Annotated in this window: 11 protein-coding genes and 1 pseudogene; 3 read left to right on the top strand and 9 right to left on the bottom strand. The window is 72.7% G+C overall.

The annotated features are described in order from the left end of the window. Positions 1-59 precede the first annotated feature (59 nt). Together GVV04_RS25985 and aspS are read right to left on the bottom strand one after the other, a co-directional pair. Positions 60-875, bottom strand: coding sequence for a sugar nucleotide-binding protein (locus tag GVV04_RS25985; RefSeq protein ID WP_161691409.1), 816 nt, complete (start codon positions 873-875; stop codon positions 60-62). 69 nt (positions 876-944) lie between these two features. Further along, positions 945-2750, bottom strand: a complete 1806-nt coding sequence (gene aspS / locus GVV04_RS25980; RefSeq protein WP_161691407.1) for an aspartate--tRNA ligase — start codon at positions 2748-2750, stop codon at positions 945-947. A 190-nt stretch (positions 2751-2940) separates the two neighbouring features. Between aspS and GVV04_RS25975 the strand changes: the two genes are divergently transcribed. Beyond that, a complete protein-coding gene (locus tag GVV04_RS25975) occupies positions 2941-3552 on the top strand; it encodes a DUF998 domain-containing protein (RefSeq protein ID WP_161691405.1) in 612 nt (203 codons plus the stop codon). A 123-nt stretch (positions 3553-3675) separates the two neighbouring features. Here the strand turns inward: GVV04_RS25975 and GVV04_RS25970 are convergent, their stop codons facing one another. From GVV04_RS25970 to GVV04_RS25955, 4 genes are all read right to left on the bottom strand, one after another. Further along, complete coding sequence (locus GVV04_RS25970) at positions 3676-4728, bottom strand: S1 family peptidase (protein ID WP_161691404.1); 1053 nt, start codon at positions 4726-4728, stop codon at positions 3676-3678. A 492-nt stretch (positions 4729-5220) separates the two neighbouring features. Continuing rightward, a complete protein-coding gene (locus GVV04_RS25965; RefSeq protein WP_161691402.1) occupies positions 5221-6156 on the bottom strand; it encodes an acyl-ACP desaturase in 936 nt (311 codons plus the stop codon). A 100-nt stretch (positions 6157-6256) separates the two neighbouring features. After that, complete coding sequence (gene hisS, locus GVV04_RS25960) at positions 6257-7591, bottom strand: histidine--tRNA ligase (protein WP_161691400.1); 1335 nt, start codon at positions 7589-7591, stop codon at positions 6257-6259. Between the two features lie 70 nt (positions 7592-7661). Then, positions 7662-8381 (bottom strand): MBL fold metallo-hydrolase, encoded by a 720-nt coding sequence (locus GVV04_RS25955; protein ID WP_161691606.1) that lies wholly within the window; start codon positions 8379-8381, stop codon positions 7662-7664. Between the two features lie 262 nt (positions 8382-8643). Between GVV04_RS25955 and GVV04_RS25950 the strand changes: the two genes are divergently transcribed. Both GVV04_RS25950 and GVV04_RS25945 read left to right on the top strand, forming a co-directional pair. Then, on the top strand, positions 8644-9528 hold the full coding sequence (locus GVV04_RS25950) for a peptidylprolyl isomerase (protein ID WP_161691398.1): 885 nt from the start codon (positions 8644-8646) through the stop codon (positions 9526-9528). 63 nt (positions 9529-9591) lie between these two features. Next, positions 9592-10431 carry a peptidylprolyl isomerase gene (locus GVV04_RS25945; protein ID WP_161691396.1) on the top strand — a complete coding sequence of 280 codons (840 nt, stop codon included), beginning with the start codon at positions 9592-9594 and terminating at the stop codon, positions 10429-10431. 58 nt (positions 10432-10489) lie between these two features. Here GVV04_RS25945 and GVV04_RS25940 read toward each other — a convergent pair. From GVV04_RS25940 to secF, 3 genes and pseudogenes are all read right to left on the bottom strand, one after another. Further along, positions 10490-12769 (bottom strand): annotated as a pseudogene (locus tag GVV04_RS25940) (RelA/SpoT family protein); the annotation flags it as partial. Between the two features lie 529 nt (positions 12770-13298). Next, positions 13299-13865, bottom strand: coding sequence for an adenine phosphoribosyltransferase (locus GVV04_RS25935; RefSeq protein ID WP_161691395.1), 567 nt, complete (start codon positions 13863-13865; stop codon positions 13299-13301). 103 nt (positions 13866-13968) lie between these two features. Then, a complete protein-coding gene (secF, locus tag GVV04_RS25930; protein ID WP_161691393.1) occupies positions 13969-15159 on the bottom strand; it encodes a protein translocase subunit SecF in 1191 nt (396 codons plus the stop codon). Position 15160 lies beyond the last annotated feature (1 nt).

Below are 15160 nucleotides of genomic sequence, written 5' to 3'. Positions count from 1 at the left end.
CTGTGCACAATAGTCATGCATGGAAAGTGTGCGTGATCCGACAGTGGCGGTGGGGACAGTCAGGGGGCGAGAATCTCGCTGACCCCGCGCAGGCGAACACGCAGCAGGCCGGTGGCGCGGGAGCTGTCGAGGCGTACCTCGATGGGGCGGACCAGGCCCGACGCGGCGCTGGTGGCGGTCCTCAGGCCGGCCGGGTCGATGCCGAACCGGCGGGCCACCAGCAGCCCCAGCTCGGCGCGGCTGACCGCCTCCGGCCCGGCCACGTTGAGCAGGCCGGCGTGGTCGCCCTCCACCAGCTCCAGCACGGCGGCGGCCAGGTCGGCCACGTCGACCGGGCAGCGGACCTCGTCGGTGAACAGGCTCGCCCGGCCGGCCAGGGCGTCCAGGCAGAGCCGGATCTGCTTGCTCCGCTCGTCGCCCACGATCAGCGAGGTACGCACCAGCGCCGCCCCCGGGTCGATCGCCCGCACGGCGGTCTCCGCCGCCGCCTTCGCCGCCCCGTACGCGAAGACCGGGGTGGGCACCTCGTCGTCGGCGTACGGCTCGGGCCGGCCGGCGTGCAGCGCGTCGCTGGACAGGTGCACCAGCCGGGCCCCCGCCTCGGCGGCGGCGTACGCGACGTGGGCCGCGCCGTCGGCGGTGACCGTCCAGTCGTCGTACCGGTAGGGGGTGCTCACCACGGCGGCCGGCCGCACCGCCGCGACCAGCGCGCGCACGGCGGCCCGGTCGGTCACGTCGACCCGACGCGCCTCGACCCCGGCCAGCTCGACGGGGTTCGCATGGTACGTGCCGACCACCCGCCGTCGGGCCGCGACGGCCTGCCGGCACACCTCGGCGCCGAGGTGCCCGCTGGCACCCACCACGAGCAGCGTCACGCGACTCCCCCTCCAAGGCGGCGGGGCGCCACCTCGGTGACGCCCCGCCGAACCCTGCGAAAGACCGACTCAGACCGGGTCGGCCACCGGGGCGGCCGGGCCGGCGGTGCCGGTGTGCGCGGCGGCGGCCGGCTTCGGCTTGGCGTCGATGCCCGCCTCGGCACGCTGCTGCCCGGTGATCGGGGTCGGCGCGCCGGTCAGCGGGTCGAACCCGCCCCGGGTCTTCGGGAACGCGATGACCTCGCGGATCGAGTCCGCGCCGGCCAGCAGCATGCAGACCCGGTCCCAGCCGAACGCGATGCCGCCGTGCGGCGGGGCGCCGTACTTGAACGCCTCCAGCAGGAAGCCGAACTTGTCCTGCGCCTCCTCGGGGGTGATGCCGAGCAGGTCGAACACCCGCTTCTGCACGTCCCCCCGGTGGATACGGATAGACCCGCCACCGATCTCGTTGCCGTTGCAGACGATGTCGTACGCGTAGGCCAGGGCCCGGTCCGGGGCCTCCTCGAACCGGTCGACCCACTCGGTGTTCGGGGAGGTGAACGGGTGGTGCACGGCCGTCCAGCCACCCTCGTCCGTCTTCTCGAACATGGGCGCGTCGACGACCCAGCAGAACGCCCAGGCGGACTCGTCGATCAGCTTGGCCCGCTTGGCGATCTCGATCCGGGCCGCGCCGAGCAGCTCCTGCGCCTCCCGGGTGACCGTGCTGGCGGCGAAGAAGACCGCGTCGCCCGGCTTCGCGCCGACCGCGTCGGCCAGCCCGGCCAGGTGCTCGGCGGAGAGGTTCTTCGCCACCGGGCCGCGCGCCTCGCCGGTCTCGGCGTCGAGCACCACGTAAGCCAGACCCTTCGCGCCGCGCGCCTTGGCCCAGTCCTGCCAGCCGTCCAGCTCCTTGCGGCTCTGGCCGGCCCCGCCCGGCATGACGACCGCGCCGACGTACCCGCCCGCGTCGATCGCGCCGGCGAAGACCCGGAACGCGGTGCCGCGCAGGTAGTCGGTCAGCTCGGTCAGCTCGACGCCGTAGCGCAGGTCGGGCTTGTCGGAGCCGTACCGGGCCATGGCGTCGTGCCAGGTGATCCGCGGGATCGGCCGGGAGATCTCGTGGTCGGCGAGGTCCTTCCACAGCGCCGAGACGATCGCCTCGCCGAGGTCGATCACGTCGTCCTCGGTGACGAAGGACATCTCGATGTCGAGCTGGGTGAACTCCGGCTGCCGGTCGGCGCGGAAGTCCTCGTCCCGGTAGCAGCGGGCGATCTGGTAGTACCGCTCCATGCCGCCGACCATCAGCAGCTGCTTGAACAGCTGCGGGGACTGCGGCAGGGCGTACCAGCTGCCGGGCTGGAGGCGGACCGGGACCAGGAAGTCGCGGGCGCCCTCCGGGGTGGACCGGGTCAGCGTCGGGGTCTCGATCTCCAGGAAGTCCCGGTCGTGCAGCACGCCCCGGGCGAGCTGGTTGGCCCGCGAGCGCAGCCGCATCGCCTTCGCCGGGCCGCCCCGGCGCAGGTCGAGGTAGCGGTACTTGAGCCGGATGTCGTCGCCGGCCTCGATCTGGTCGTCGACGGGCAGCGGCAGCGGCGCGGCCTCCGAGAGCACCTCCAGCTCGCTGGCGGTCACCTCGACCTCGCCGGTGGGCAGCTCCGGGTTCTCGTTGCCCTCGGGGCGGCGGGTCACCTCGCCGGTCACCTTCACGCAGAACTCGTTGCGCAGCGCGTGGGCGTCCTCCTCGCGGAAGACCACCTGGACGATGCCGGAGCCGTCGCGCAGGTCGACGAAGATGACACCGCCGTGGTCGCGCCGGCGGGCCACCCACCCGGCGAGCGTCACCGTGGTGCCGGCGTCCGTCGCGCGCAGGCTGCCGGCGTCATGGGTACGGATCACGGCTTGCGTCTCCCTCATCTGCGGTCGGTCTGCCCCCGCATTCTGTCAGGGCGCCCCGCCCCCCGCCGCCACCGGGCGGCCGACGGCACCCGGACGGCGCCGCCACCGGGCGAGCCCGGCACCCGCCGGGCCGGGCCCCGTCCCGCGCCGCCGGCAGCGGTCGCGAGGCTCGCCCACGTACCGTGTGGCGATGCGCGCCGTACCCCGCTGGGCCCTGCTCTCCTCCGCCGCCGCCCCGGTGTTCCTAATCGGCGGCTGGACGCTCGCGGCGAGCCGGCAGCCGGGCGGCTTCGACCAGGTGGGCGACACGATCAGCGCGCTCGCGGCGGTCGACGCCGCGGATCGGTGGATCATGACCATCGGGCTGCTCGGCCTGGGGCTGTGTCACTGCCTGACCGCGGCCGGGCTCCGGTCGGCACGGCCCGCCGGCCGCCTGCTGCTCGCCCTCGGTGGGGTGGCCACGCTGGCCGTCGCGGCCCTCCCGCTGCCGGCCATGAGCGGTGCCTCCGCCCCGCACCGCGCCGCCGCCGTGGTCTCCTTCGGCACGCTGGCGCTCTGGCCGGCCCTCGCCGCGCCCACGCGCCGCCCGCCCGGCGACGCCGCCGCGGTGCCGGCGTCCCACGGTTTGGTCGCTACGGCGCTGCTGCTGGTCCTGGCGGGCTGGCTGGTCGTGGAGCTGGTCGGCGGCGGCGCCTGGCTCGGCCTGGCCGAGCGGGTGGTGGCCGGGGCCGAGGCGCTCTGCCCGCTGCTGGCGGTGCTGGCCCTCGGCGCTGGCCGTCGGCCGGCAGGTGATTCACCGTGACCGGCCCTCGGCCGGCACCCGGGCGCGCTCCTCGGGCCCGTCCCGCCGGTCGCCGCCCCTCCCGGCACGCGCGAAGCGGGCCACCGGGAGGCCGGCGACCCGCTTCGCGGACGGTGCGGTGGATCAGATGATGCTGACGCCGTAGACGCTCATCGGCTCGGTCACCGGCTGGAAGTACGTGGTGCCGCCGGAGGTGCAGTTGCCGCTGCCGCCGGAGGTGAGGCCGACGGCGCTGCCGGCGCTGAACAGCGAGCCGCCGCTGTCGCCCGGCTCGGCGCAGACGGTGGTGCGGATCAGGCCGGAGACGCTGCCCTCGGCGTAGTTGACCGTGGCGTTGGTGGCGGTCACCGAGCCGCCCTTCAGGCCGGTGGTGCTGCCGGAACGCTGCACGCTCTGGCCGACGTACGCGTTGGCGGCACCGGTGACGTCCCGGTAGACGCCGTTGTAGAGGGATACGTTGCCCGTGGCGTTGCCGGAGTTGCTGTGCCGCACGATGCCGTAGTCGTTGCCCGGGAAGCTGCTGCCGGCGCGGGTGCCCAGGACGCTGGTCTGGCCCGAGTTGGAGTACCAGGTCGAGGCGATGTTGGTGCAGTGCCCGGCGGTCAGGAAGAAGGTCGTGCCGGCGCTGTTGCGGACGTTGAAGCCGAGCGAGCAGCGACCGCCGCCGGCGGCGTAGATCGCCTGGCCGCCGGAGATCCGGGTGCTCAGCACGCCGGCCTCGGCCTCGACGCGGACCGCGCCGCCGGTGCGGGCGGCGGCGGCCTTGACCTGCTCCAGCTTGGCGCCGGTCACGGTGCTGTCGACGGAGACGACGACCTGGTTGGTGACCGCGTCGGTCCACCAGGCGGTGCCCGGGATCTTCGCCGAGCGCTCCAGCTCGGCGGTGGCCCGGTTGAGCTCCACGGCGCCCCGCTTCACGATCTTCGCGGTCGCGCCGGAGGCGCGGACCTGACGGGCGGCGGCCTCGTCGGTCACGGTGACGACCATCTTGCCGCTGGCGTCGGCGTACGTGCCGGCGGAGCGGTCACCGAGCCGCTCGGCCAGGGTGGCCGCGGCGTCGGGCGAAGCGGGCGAGGGTGCGGCCTGGGCGGGCGCGCCGATCAGCGCGCCGGCGACCAGGGTTCCGGCTGCGGCTACGGACGCGGCGCGGAGGAGCGATGACCTCGTGGGTCGCATGTAACAACCTCCCGGAGGGGGGTGACGGGTCGCGCCGAGGGTGACGGACCCGAGGACCAGACGACCGGATCTGGGGGGAACCGACCTGGTAGTGAAGTATTCACATATTTAAGATCACTAGCAAGACCCCGCACCGCCTGCCCCGCCGAGCCGCGCACGACGCGGACCAGCAACATTGTGGCCACGGGCAGCGAGGACAGCGGCAGCGCCCACGCCGGCCTCGGCTAGTGACCACAGGTCCCGACACACCCGCCCCCGGCGATGGACGCGCTCGCCCCACCTGATGTCACGCCTGACCACCGCCCAGCGGATGCGCACGCCCGGGACCGTCAGCCCTCCCGGCGGCCGGCGCCGGGGCAGCACACCAACCCCCGGCGATCTTGCACTTGGGGCCCGCGAGCTGGGCGTTACGCGGCCTTTGCCGGGGCCCCAACCGCAAGATCGCGGGGGTGGGGCGGGGGCCGGGGTGGGGTGGGGTGGGGTGGGGTGGGGTTAGCGGGTGGCGGCTAGGCGGGCGGCTCGGGCGTCGCGCTTCTCCTCGAAGCGGGACGCGTGGGTCTCCAGGGTGTCGAGGTGGGCGGCGATCTGGTCGCGGGCCGCCTCGCCGTCGGCGTCCAGGCCCGAGACGTTGAACACGTCCCACTGACGCAGCACCGGGACGACCACCTCGTCGCGGTGCTGGCGCAGGTCGTAGATGCCGGCGAGGGCGATCGCCACCGACTTGCGGGCGAAGCCCTCGATGCCCACGCCGGGCATCTGGAAGTCCGCCAGCACCTCGGCGATCGCCCGCATCGTCTGGCTCGGGTCGAGGTCCAGGGCGGCGGCGAGCAGATTGCGGTAGAAGACCATGTGCAGGTTCTCGTCGGCCGCGACGCGGGCCAGCAGCGCCTCGCAGGCCGGGTCGCCGGTCACCCGGCCGGTGTTGCGGTGCGAGATCCGAGTGGCCAGCTCCTGGAACGACACGTACGCCAGCGAGCGCAGCATCGAGTCGTCGTGGGAGTTGGAGTACCCGGCCGTCATGTGCACCATCCGGGCCCGCTCCAGGGCCACCGGGTCGACCGCCCGGGTCACGGTCAGGTAGTCCCGGATTGCGGTGCCGTGCCGCCCCTCCTCCGCCGTCCACCGGCCCACCCAGGTCCCCCACGCCCCGTCGGGGCCGAAGAGGGTGGCGATCTGGTGGTGGTACGAGGGGAGGTTGTCCTCGGTGAGCAGGTTCACGATCAGCGCGGTGCGCGCCACCTCGGGGATCGTCGAGTCCGACGCCGACCACGCCTCGCCGCCGAGCGGGCCGTCGAAGGTGCGACCCTCGCCCCACGGCACGTACTCGTGCGGGAACCACTCCTTGGCCATCGAGAGGTGCCGGTCGAGGTTCTTCTCCACGACGGGCTCGAGCTCGACGAGCAGGGCGGTCTGGCTCAGTGCGGTCACGACGATCTCCCTACCTACGGTGGCGTAACTTACGCCACCGTAGGTCCTCGCCGACGTACGCGCCAGTAACGCCCAGCTCGTAGGCGTTGCCGGCGGGTCCTCAGCCCTCGCCGACCAGCGGCCGCAGGTCCGCCCGGGGCGGGGTCCACTCCCCCGCCGACGCGGCCACCTGCTCGCCGGAGCGGATGTCCTTCACCTCGTCCGCCGCGCCCTCGGCCCCCGGGAACCACACGTACGGGATGCCGCGCCGCTCGGCGTAGCGAATCTGCTTGCCGAACTTCGCCGCGCTCGGCGACACCTCGGTGGGCACGCCCCGGCTGCGCAGCGCGTCGGCGACGGCGTTGCTGGCCGCCCGCTGCTCCTCGGCGGTGACCGCCACCAGCACGCAGGTCGGCACGCTGCGGGACACCGACAGCGCGTCGGCGCCGAAGAGCAGGCCGAGCAGCCGGGTCACCCCGATCGAGATGCCCACCCCGGGGAACCGGGCGGCCCCCGAGCTGGCCAGGTTGTCGTACCGGCCGCCGGAGCAGATCGAGCCGAACCGCTCGTAGCCCACGAGCTGCGTCTCGTAGACCGTGCCGGTGTAGTAGTCCAGGCCACGGGCGATGCGCAGGTCTGCCACACACAGTCCCGGCGAGTGCGCGGCGGCGGTCTCCACCACCGCGACCAGCTCGGCGACGCCCTCGTCCAGCAACGGGTGGCTCACCCCGAGGGCGCGCACCGCGTCGGCGAAGGAGGCGTCCGGGGCGGAGATCTCGGCCAGGGACAGGCACGCCCTGGCCTGCGCCTCGCTCGCCCCGGCCGTCTCGGCCAGCACCTCGGCCACCTTCGCCGGGCCGATCTTGTCGAGCTTGTCGACGGCGCGCAGGGCGGCCTCCGGATCGGTCAGCCCGATGCCCAGGTAGAAGCCCTCACAGATCTTGCGGTTGTTGACCTGGATCCGCACCGGCGGGATCGGCAGCGACCGCAGCGCGTCGCCGATGACCAGCGGCATCTCGGCCTCGAAGTGGGCGGGCAGGGTGTCCCGGTCGACGATGTCGATGTCGGCCTGGAGGAACTCCCGGTAGCGGCCCTCCTGCGGGCGCTCGCCCCGCCACACCTTCTGGATCTGGTAGCGGCGGAACGGGAACTGGAGCTTGCCGGCGTTCTCCAGCACGTAGCGGGCGAACGGGACGGTCAGGTCGAAGTGCAGGCCGAGGGCGTCGTCCCCGGCCGGGCCCTCGGCGTCGGCCTGGAGCCGGCGCAGCAGGTAGACCTCCTTCGAGGTCTCCCCCTTGCGCAGGAGCTGGTCCAGCGGCTCCACCGAGCGGGTCTCCAGGGGGGCGAAGCCGTACAGCTCGAAGGTGGCGCGGATCCGGTCGAGGACGAACTGCTCGATCATCCGCTGCGCCGGCGTCCACTCGGGGAAACCGGAGAGGGGCGTGGGCTTGCTCATGGCGTACTCCTTGCAGCTCCGCGCCGCCGGGCGCGGTGAGGTCGTGGCCCGCGCGACGCGGGCAGAGGATCTAGAGGCCGCGGACGGGCGCGGCGGGGCGCGCGCCGCCGGAGCCCGCCACCTCGACGAGGTACGGGTTGCTCGCGCGCTCGCGGCCGATGGTGGTCGCGGGGCCGTGGCCGGGCAGCACCACCGTGTCGTCGGCCAGCGGGAGGATCTTGTCTCGCAGGCTGGCGAGCATCCGGGGCATGCTGCCGCCCCACAGATCGGTGCGGCCGATCGAGCCGGCGAAGAGCACGTCGCCGGAGAGGCAGACCTGCTCGGCCTCCCAGGGCGAACCGGCGCCGGGCAGCCGGAACAGCACCGACCCGCCGGTATGGCCCGGGGCGTGGTCGACGGTGATCTCCAGGCCGGCCAGGGCGAGGGTGGCCCCGTCGGTCAGCTCGGCGACGTCGTCGGGCTCGGTATAGGGCAGCCGGCCACCGAAGAGCTGGGTGAGGTCCATCGACAGCGCCTTGCCCGGATCGGCCAGCAACTCCCGGTCGTCGGGGTGGACGTACGCGGTGATGCCCCGGGCGCCGCAGACCGGCGCGACGGAGAAGGTGTGGTCGAGGTGGCCGTGGGTGAGCAGCACGGCGGCCGGGTGCAGGCGGTGCTCGGCGAGCACGGCGTCAAGCCGGTCGAGCACCCCGATGCCCGGGTCGACCACCACGCACTGCTCCCCCGGCGCGGTCGCCACCACGTAACAGTTGGTGCCGAAGGCATCCGCGGGAAAGCCGGCCACGAGCACGTCCGCTCCCCTTCCGTCGAGCTGTCGTCCCTGCACTGGCAGCCTAGCGGCAACGGCACGCGAATTCCGTCGGCCCACCCGCCCCGCGGGCCCCGCCGGGCACAGTGACACCCCCCGATAAACCCCGCGAGGACCTGGTACACCACATTCCCAGTCCGTACCCGTACACTCTGGCGGGCGTGTGGCGTGGCGCACGTGCCACCAGACAGGGTGCGACGCCCGACCCGCCGGTGACCGTCAGGGTAGAGGAGGGGGAGCACGGGTGGCTTCCAGCAGGGACCGGCAGCGCAAACTGGCGCGGGCCAAGCTCGATCGACAGTTGGCCCGACGGGCCTCCCGGACCAGGCGCCGTCGGCAGATCCAGGCCGGCGTCGGCGCCGCCGTGGTGCTCGCGCTGATCGTGGCCGGCTCCGCGTGGGCGCTGGGCGCCTTCGACGAAGGCCCGGAGAAGAACACGGCCGCCGAGGACGTCTGCATCTGGACCCCGCAGGACGCCACCGCGAACACCAACCTCAAGGACGTCGGCACCCCGGCCACCACCGGCCTGCCGACCACCGGCACCCGGGCGATGACCGTCACCACCAACCAGGGCGCGCCGATCACCGCGGAGCTCGACCTCGCCTCGGCCCCCTGCGCCGGGGCGAGCATCGCCCACCTGGCCAGCCGGGGCTTCTACGACAACGCCACGTGCCACGAGATCACCGCCGAGGGCGCGTTGCGCTGCGGTGACCCGAGCGGCACCGGCCTGGGCGGCCCGACCTACTCGTTCTACGACGAGAACGTCCCCGTGCAGCCCGAGGCGAGCCCGTCGGCCAGCCCCGCCCCCGGCCAGCCCCCGGCGTACCCGAAGGGCACGGTCGCGATGATGGCCAACCCGCCGGGCGCCAACGGCGGCCAGTTCCTCGTCTTCTTCAAGGACTTCAATCCCGCCAAGCCGGTGTACCCGGTGATCGGCAAGGTCACCGGCGGGCTCGACGTGATCACGAAGATCGGCGCCCTCCCGACCGTGGACAATGGGAGCGGAGCAAAGGTCAAGCCGAAGACCGACGTGGTGATCCAGAGTCTCACCGTCGGCGAGCCGACGACGGCGCCGGCCGCGACCGCCCCGGCGTCGGGCGCTCCGGCGGCCAGCCCGAACGCCGGCTGACCGGCCCCGCCCCACACACTGCGGCACCGACCGCGCCAGAGACACAGTCCAGGAGGATCGACCGTGACGTCCACGAAAGAGCGGCAGCGCGCGGCGGCGAAGGCCCGACTTCAGCGGAACATGGCCGCGCAGGCGACCAGGGCACGCAAGCGCCGGCAGACGCAGGCGGTCGTCGGCGCCGGAGCGGCCCTGTTGCTCGTGGTCGCCGGCACCGTGTGGCTGGCCACCACCGTCGTCGGTGACGACGACGACAAGCAGAAAGCCGGCGCTGCGAGCGGTCTCGTGCAGTGCGCGTTCACCGAGATCCCCAAGGAGAGCCGGACCAAGGAGATCAAGGACGTCGGGCTGCCGCAGAACCAGCAGGCGAGCACCGGCGTCCAGACCCTGACGATGGACACCAGCCTGGGCCCGATCACCGCCAAGGTCGACCGGGCCGCCTCGCCGTGCACCGCGGCCAGCTTCACCCACCTGGCGAGCAAGAACTTCTTCGACAACAGCAAGTGCCACCGCCTGGTCACCGAGGGAATCCAGGTGCTCCAGTGCGGTGACCCGAGCGCGACCGGCAAGGGCTGGCGGGACACCGACGGCACCGGTGGCCCGGCGTACAAGATGACCGAGGAGAACCTGCCCACCGACAAGCGCCCCGCCTACCCGAAGGGGGTCATCGCGATGGCCAACTCGGGGCAGCCCGGCAGCACCGGCAGCCAGTTCTTCATCGTCTACGGCGACTCGCAGCTCGACCCGAACTACACCGTCCTGGGCACGATCACCGGCGGGATGGACATCGTCGAGGCCGTCGCCAAGGCCGGCGACGACAAGGCGTTCGCCCAGCAGGCCGGCGGCGGCCACCCCAAGAAGGAAATCGTCATCAAGAAGCTGACGATGAGCGAGCCGCAGGGCTGAGCCCTCCACCACGACGAAGCGCCCGCCGGCTGAGCCGGCGGGCGCTGTCGTGTGCGGATCAGGACCCCGAGGTGACCCGGTACGCGTCGAAGACGCCGTCGACCTTGCGGACGGCGGCCAGCAGGTGGCCCAGGTGCTTCGGGTCGGCCATCTCGAAGCTGAACCGGCTGACCGCCACCCGGTCCCGGGTGGTGGTGACCGTGGCGGACAGGATGTTGACCCGCTCCTCGGAGAGCACCCGGGTCACGTCCGCCAGCAGCTTGTGCCGGTCCAGTGCCTCCACCTGGATGGCCACCAGGAACGTCGAGGCGGAGGTGAGCTTCCAGCTGACCTCGACCACCCGCTCGTCCTGGGCACGCAGGTCCTCGGCGTTGGCGCAGTCGTCCCGGTGCACGCTGACCCCGCCGGAGCGGGTGACGAACCCGAAGACCGCGTCCGGCGGCACCGGCGTGCAGCACCGGGCCAGCTTGATCCAGACGTCGCTGACGCCGCGCACCACCACGCCCGGGTCGGAGCTGCTCTGCCGGCTGCGCGGTGGCCGGGTGGCGACGGCGGTCTCGGCGATATCCTCCGCCGCGCCCTCCTCGCCGCCGTACGCGGCCATCAGCTTCTGCACCACCGACTGGGCGGAGACCTGACTGTCGCCGACCGCCGCGTACAGCGACGCCACGTCGGCCAGGTGCAGGTCCCGGGCGATCGTCATCAACGCGTCCGAGGTGAGCATCCGCTGCAACGGCATGCCCTGCTTGCGCATCGCCTTGACGATCGAGTCCTTGCCGGCCTCGATCGCCTCCTCGCGCCGCTCCTTGTTGAAGTACTGCCGGATCTTCGTGCGCGCCCGGGGGCTCTTCACGAAGCCCAGCCAGTCCTGCGTCGGCCCCGCCGTCTCGGACTTCGACGTGAAGATCTCGATCACGTCGCCGTTGGACAGCGTCGATTCCAGGGGCACCAGCTTGCCGTTGACCCGCGCCCCGATGCACTTGTGCCCCACCTCGGTGTGCACCGCGTACGCGAAGTCCACCGGCGTCGACCCCGTCGGCAGGGGGATGACGTCGCCCTTCGGCGTGAAGACGTACACCTCCTGGCTGGACAGGTCGAAGCGCAGCGCGTCCAGGAACTCGCTCGGGTCCGCCGCCTCCCGCTGCCAGTCCAGCAGCTGCCGCAGCCAGGTCATCTCGTCGATGTGTGCCGGCGGGCCGACGACCTGGGTGCCCTTGTGCTCCTTGTACTTCCAGTGCGCGGCGATGCCGAACTCGGCGGTGCGGTGCATCGCGAACGTGCGGATCTGCATCTCCACCGGCTTGCCGGTGGGCCCGATCACCGTCGTGTGCAGCGATTGGTACATGTTGAACTTGGGCATCGCGATGTAGTCCTTGAACCGACCCGGCACCGGCTGCCAGTTGGCGTGGATCACGCCCAGCGCCGCGTAGCAGTCCCGCACCGTGTCGACCAGGATCCGCACGCCCACCAGGTCGTAGATGTCGTTGAACTCGCGGCCACGCACGATCATCTTCTGGTAGATCGAGTAGAGGTGCTTCGGCCGGCCCGTCGTCTCCGCCTTGATCTTGGCGGCCTTCAGGTCGGTCTGCACCTTCTGGGTGACCTGTCGCAGCAGCGCCTCCCGCTGCGGCTGGTGCTCCCCGATCAGGCGAAGGATCTCCTCGTACCGCTTCGGGAACAGCGTGCCGAACGAGAGGTCCTCCAGCTCCCACTTGATCGTGTTCATGCCCAGCCGGTGGGCCAGGGGGGCCAGGATCTCCAGCGTCTCCTTCGCCTTCTGCTCCTGCTTCGGGCGGGGCAGGAAGGTCAGGGTGCGCATGTTGTGCAGCCGGTCGGCCAGCTTGATCACCAGGACCCGCGGGTCCTTCGCCATCGCCACGACCATCTTGCGGATCGTCTCCGCCTTTGCCGCGTCGCCAAGCTTGACCTTGTCGAGCTTCGTCACCCCGTCGACGAGCAGCGCGACCTCGCCGCCGAAGTCCACCTTCATCTGGTCGAGGGTGTACTCGGTGTCCTCGATCGTGTCGTGCAGCAGCGCGGCGACCAGGGTGGTGGTGTCCATCCCCAGGTTCGCCAGGATGGTGGCCACCGCCAGGGGGTGGGTGATGTACGGGTCGCCGGACTTGCGGTACTGGCCCGAGTGCCACCGGGCCGCCGTGTCGAACGCCCGCTGGAGCAGCCGGGCGTCGGCCTTGGGGTGGTTCACCCGGTGGGAGGAGATCAGCGGCTCCAGCACCTCGCTGACCTGCGAGGTCTGCCAGGGAGCGTTGAACCGGGCCAGCCGGGCCCGCACCCGCCGGCCGGTGGGCGCGTTGGAGAGGGCGAAGCCGCCGCTCGGCGACGGGTCGCCGGAGTCGTCGGCCGACAGCGGCTCCAGGACGCCGCCCGCCGGGGTGTCGCCGTCGACATGGGCGGAAGCCGCCTCGCCCACGAGGGCCGCGGCCCGCAGGTCGGCTCCCTTGTCGGTCACCGGACCGTCAGCGTCGCCTGTCGGGTGCACCGTGCCCTCCATGCCCTCCACCGGAGGGACGACATCGTGGGACACCGGCCTCCTCACCGCTCGCCGGGGTACGCCGACCGTGCGCCGGCCGGCCTGGTCTTCCGCCGCCCGGCGGTCTCCCGGCCGGTCAGCAAAGGGCAATGCTACCCGTACGCACCGTGCCCCGCCGCTCGGCCGGACGGACCGCACCGGGGTCCGCCCGGCGGCCATCGCGACCAATCGGTCAGCAGGGCACGGACCGGGCGCCGCCCCGCTGCGGGCCGCCTGGACGGGGGCCACCGGCCGGGCCCACCGGGCCGCATGAACGAGGCCGCTGGGCGGGGCCACCGGGCCGCCTGGACGGGGCCGCCGGCCGCTGCTGGGGCGCTCAGACCTCCAGCAGGGCGTGCACCGGGCGCGGGGCGAGCCGCTCGCGGCCACCGAGGAAACCGAGCTCCAGCAGCACGGTGAAGCCGGCGATCGTGCCGCCGGCCCGCTCCACCAGGTCGAGGGTGGCCTCGGCGGTCCCCCCGGTGGCGAGCACGTCGTCGACCACCAGCACCCGGTGCCCGGCGGTGAACGCATCCTCGTGCAGCTCCAGCGTCGCCTCGCCGTACTCCAGCGCGTACGAGGCCGAGTAGGCGGGGCGGGGCAGCTTGCCGGCCTTGCGCACCGGCACCACGCCGACCCCGGTGGCGTACGCGACGGCCGCCGCGATCACGAAGCCCCGGGCCTCGATCCCGACCACGGCGTCGAACGAGTCCCGCCCGTGGTAGGCCACGATCCCGTCGACCACCTGGCGGAACACCGCTCCGTCGGCGAACAGCGGCATCAGGTCCTTGAACATGACGCCTGGCTTCGGGAAGTCCGGCACGTCCAGCACACGGCTGGCGACCAGCTCGGCGACCTGTGGGCCGCTGTCTCCCCGTACCCCGGCGCTGCGCGTCTCCGTCACGGCGGCCCGTCTCCCTTCGTACGACGACGGCGTCCTCCACGCCGCTCGCACAGCATGAAGGACGCCGTCGTCACCGTCTCCGGCGGGTGTCTACCCGGTCGCGTCAGCGGCGCTTCGCGCCGCCCGGCCGGTTACCGCCGCCGCCGGCGGGGCGACCGCCCCGGGCGCCGCTCGGACGCTTGCCGGCGGGCCGGCTGCCCACCTTCGGCGCGGCCCCGGCCAGGGCCGCCTCCTCCGGGTCGATGGGCTCGTCGTCCTCCCCGGCCGGGCGCGGCGCGCCCTTCGGGGTGATCTCGCCCCGGGCCAGGGCGCCCCGTCGGGCCAGCACCCGCTTGTTGTGGGCCTGGATCCGCGGCTCGTAGCTCTTCAGCAGCACCAGCAGCGGGGTGGCCAGCAGGATCGAGGTCAGGAACGCGATCGCCATACCGACGAAGAGCACCAGGCCGAGGTCCTTCAGGGTGCCCGCGCCCAGCAGGCCCGCGCCGATGAAGAGCAGACCGCCGACGGGAAGCAGGGCGACCACCGACGTGTTCAGCGACCGCATGAGGCTCTGGTTGATCGCCAGGTTGGCCGCCTCGCCGTACGTCTGGTTGTTGTTCGCCGTGATGCCCCGGGTGTTCTCCTGGACCTTGTCGAAGACCACCACCACGTCGTAGAGCGCGAAGCCCAGGATGGTGAGGAACCCGATGATCGTCGACGGGGTCACCTCGAAGCCGACCAGCGAGTAGATGCCGGCGGTGAGGATCAGGTTCATGAACAGCGAGGAGACGGCCGCCACCGCCATCCGCCACTCGAAGCGCAGGATCAGGTAGACCATCACCAGCGCGACGAAGATCACCAGGCCGAGCAGCGCGCGGGAGGTGACCTGGCTGCCCCACGCCTCGCTGACCTGGTTGCCGCTGATCTGGTCCGGCTGGATGCCGAACTCCCGGGCCATCTCCGCCTTGGCCGCGTTGGCCTGCTCGGCGGTGAGCTGCGAGGTGCGCAGCTCGTAGTAGTCGCCGCCGGTGCCGCCGACCTTCTGCGCGGTGACCACCTCGGCGCCGCCCGCGGTGCTCGCCAGCGCCGCGTCGACCTTCTCCTCGGCCTGCTCCAGCGTCCCGACGCTGGCCGGCACCTGGAACGAGTTGCCGCCGGCGAACTCGATGCCCAGGCTGAAGCCGCGCACGGCGAAGCTGAGCACCGAGATCAGGATCAGCACCCCGGCGACGGTGAACCACAGCTTGCGCTTGCCGATGACGTCGACGCCGGCCTCGCCCCGGTAGAGGCGGCTCGCCAATCCAGTCTTAGCCATC

The organism is Micromonospora rubida (assembly GCF_009908295.1).
Classification (GTDB): Bacteria; Actinomycetota; Actinomycetes; order Mycobacteriales; family Micromonosporaceae; genus Micromonospora; species Micromonospora rubida.
This window is presented reverse-complemented; position numbering and strand designations above follow the sequence as displayed.

What these genes read in the sequence shown, in the direction of transcription:
- GVV04_RS25970 (WP_161691404.1), bottom strand. Translation starts at nt 4,728, where the DNA reads ATGCGACCCACGAGGTCATCGCTCCTCCGCGCCGCGTCCGTAGCCGCA.
- secF (WP_161691393.1), bottom strand. Translation starts at nt 15,159, where the DNA reads ATGGCTAAGACTGGATTGGCGAGCCGCCTCTACCGGGGCGAGGCCGGC.
- GVV04_RS25975 (WP_161691405.1), top strand. Translation starts at nt 2,941, where the DNA reads ATGCGCGCCGTACCCCGCTGGGCCCTGCTCTCCTCCGCCGCCGCCCCG.
- hisS (WP_161691400.1), bottom strand. Translation starts at nt 7,591, where the DNA reads ATGAGCAAGCCCACGCCCCTCTCCGGTTTCCCCGAGTGGACGCCGGCG.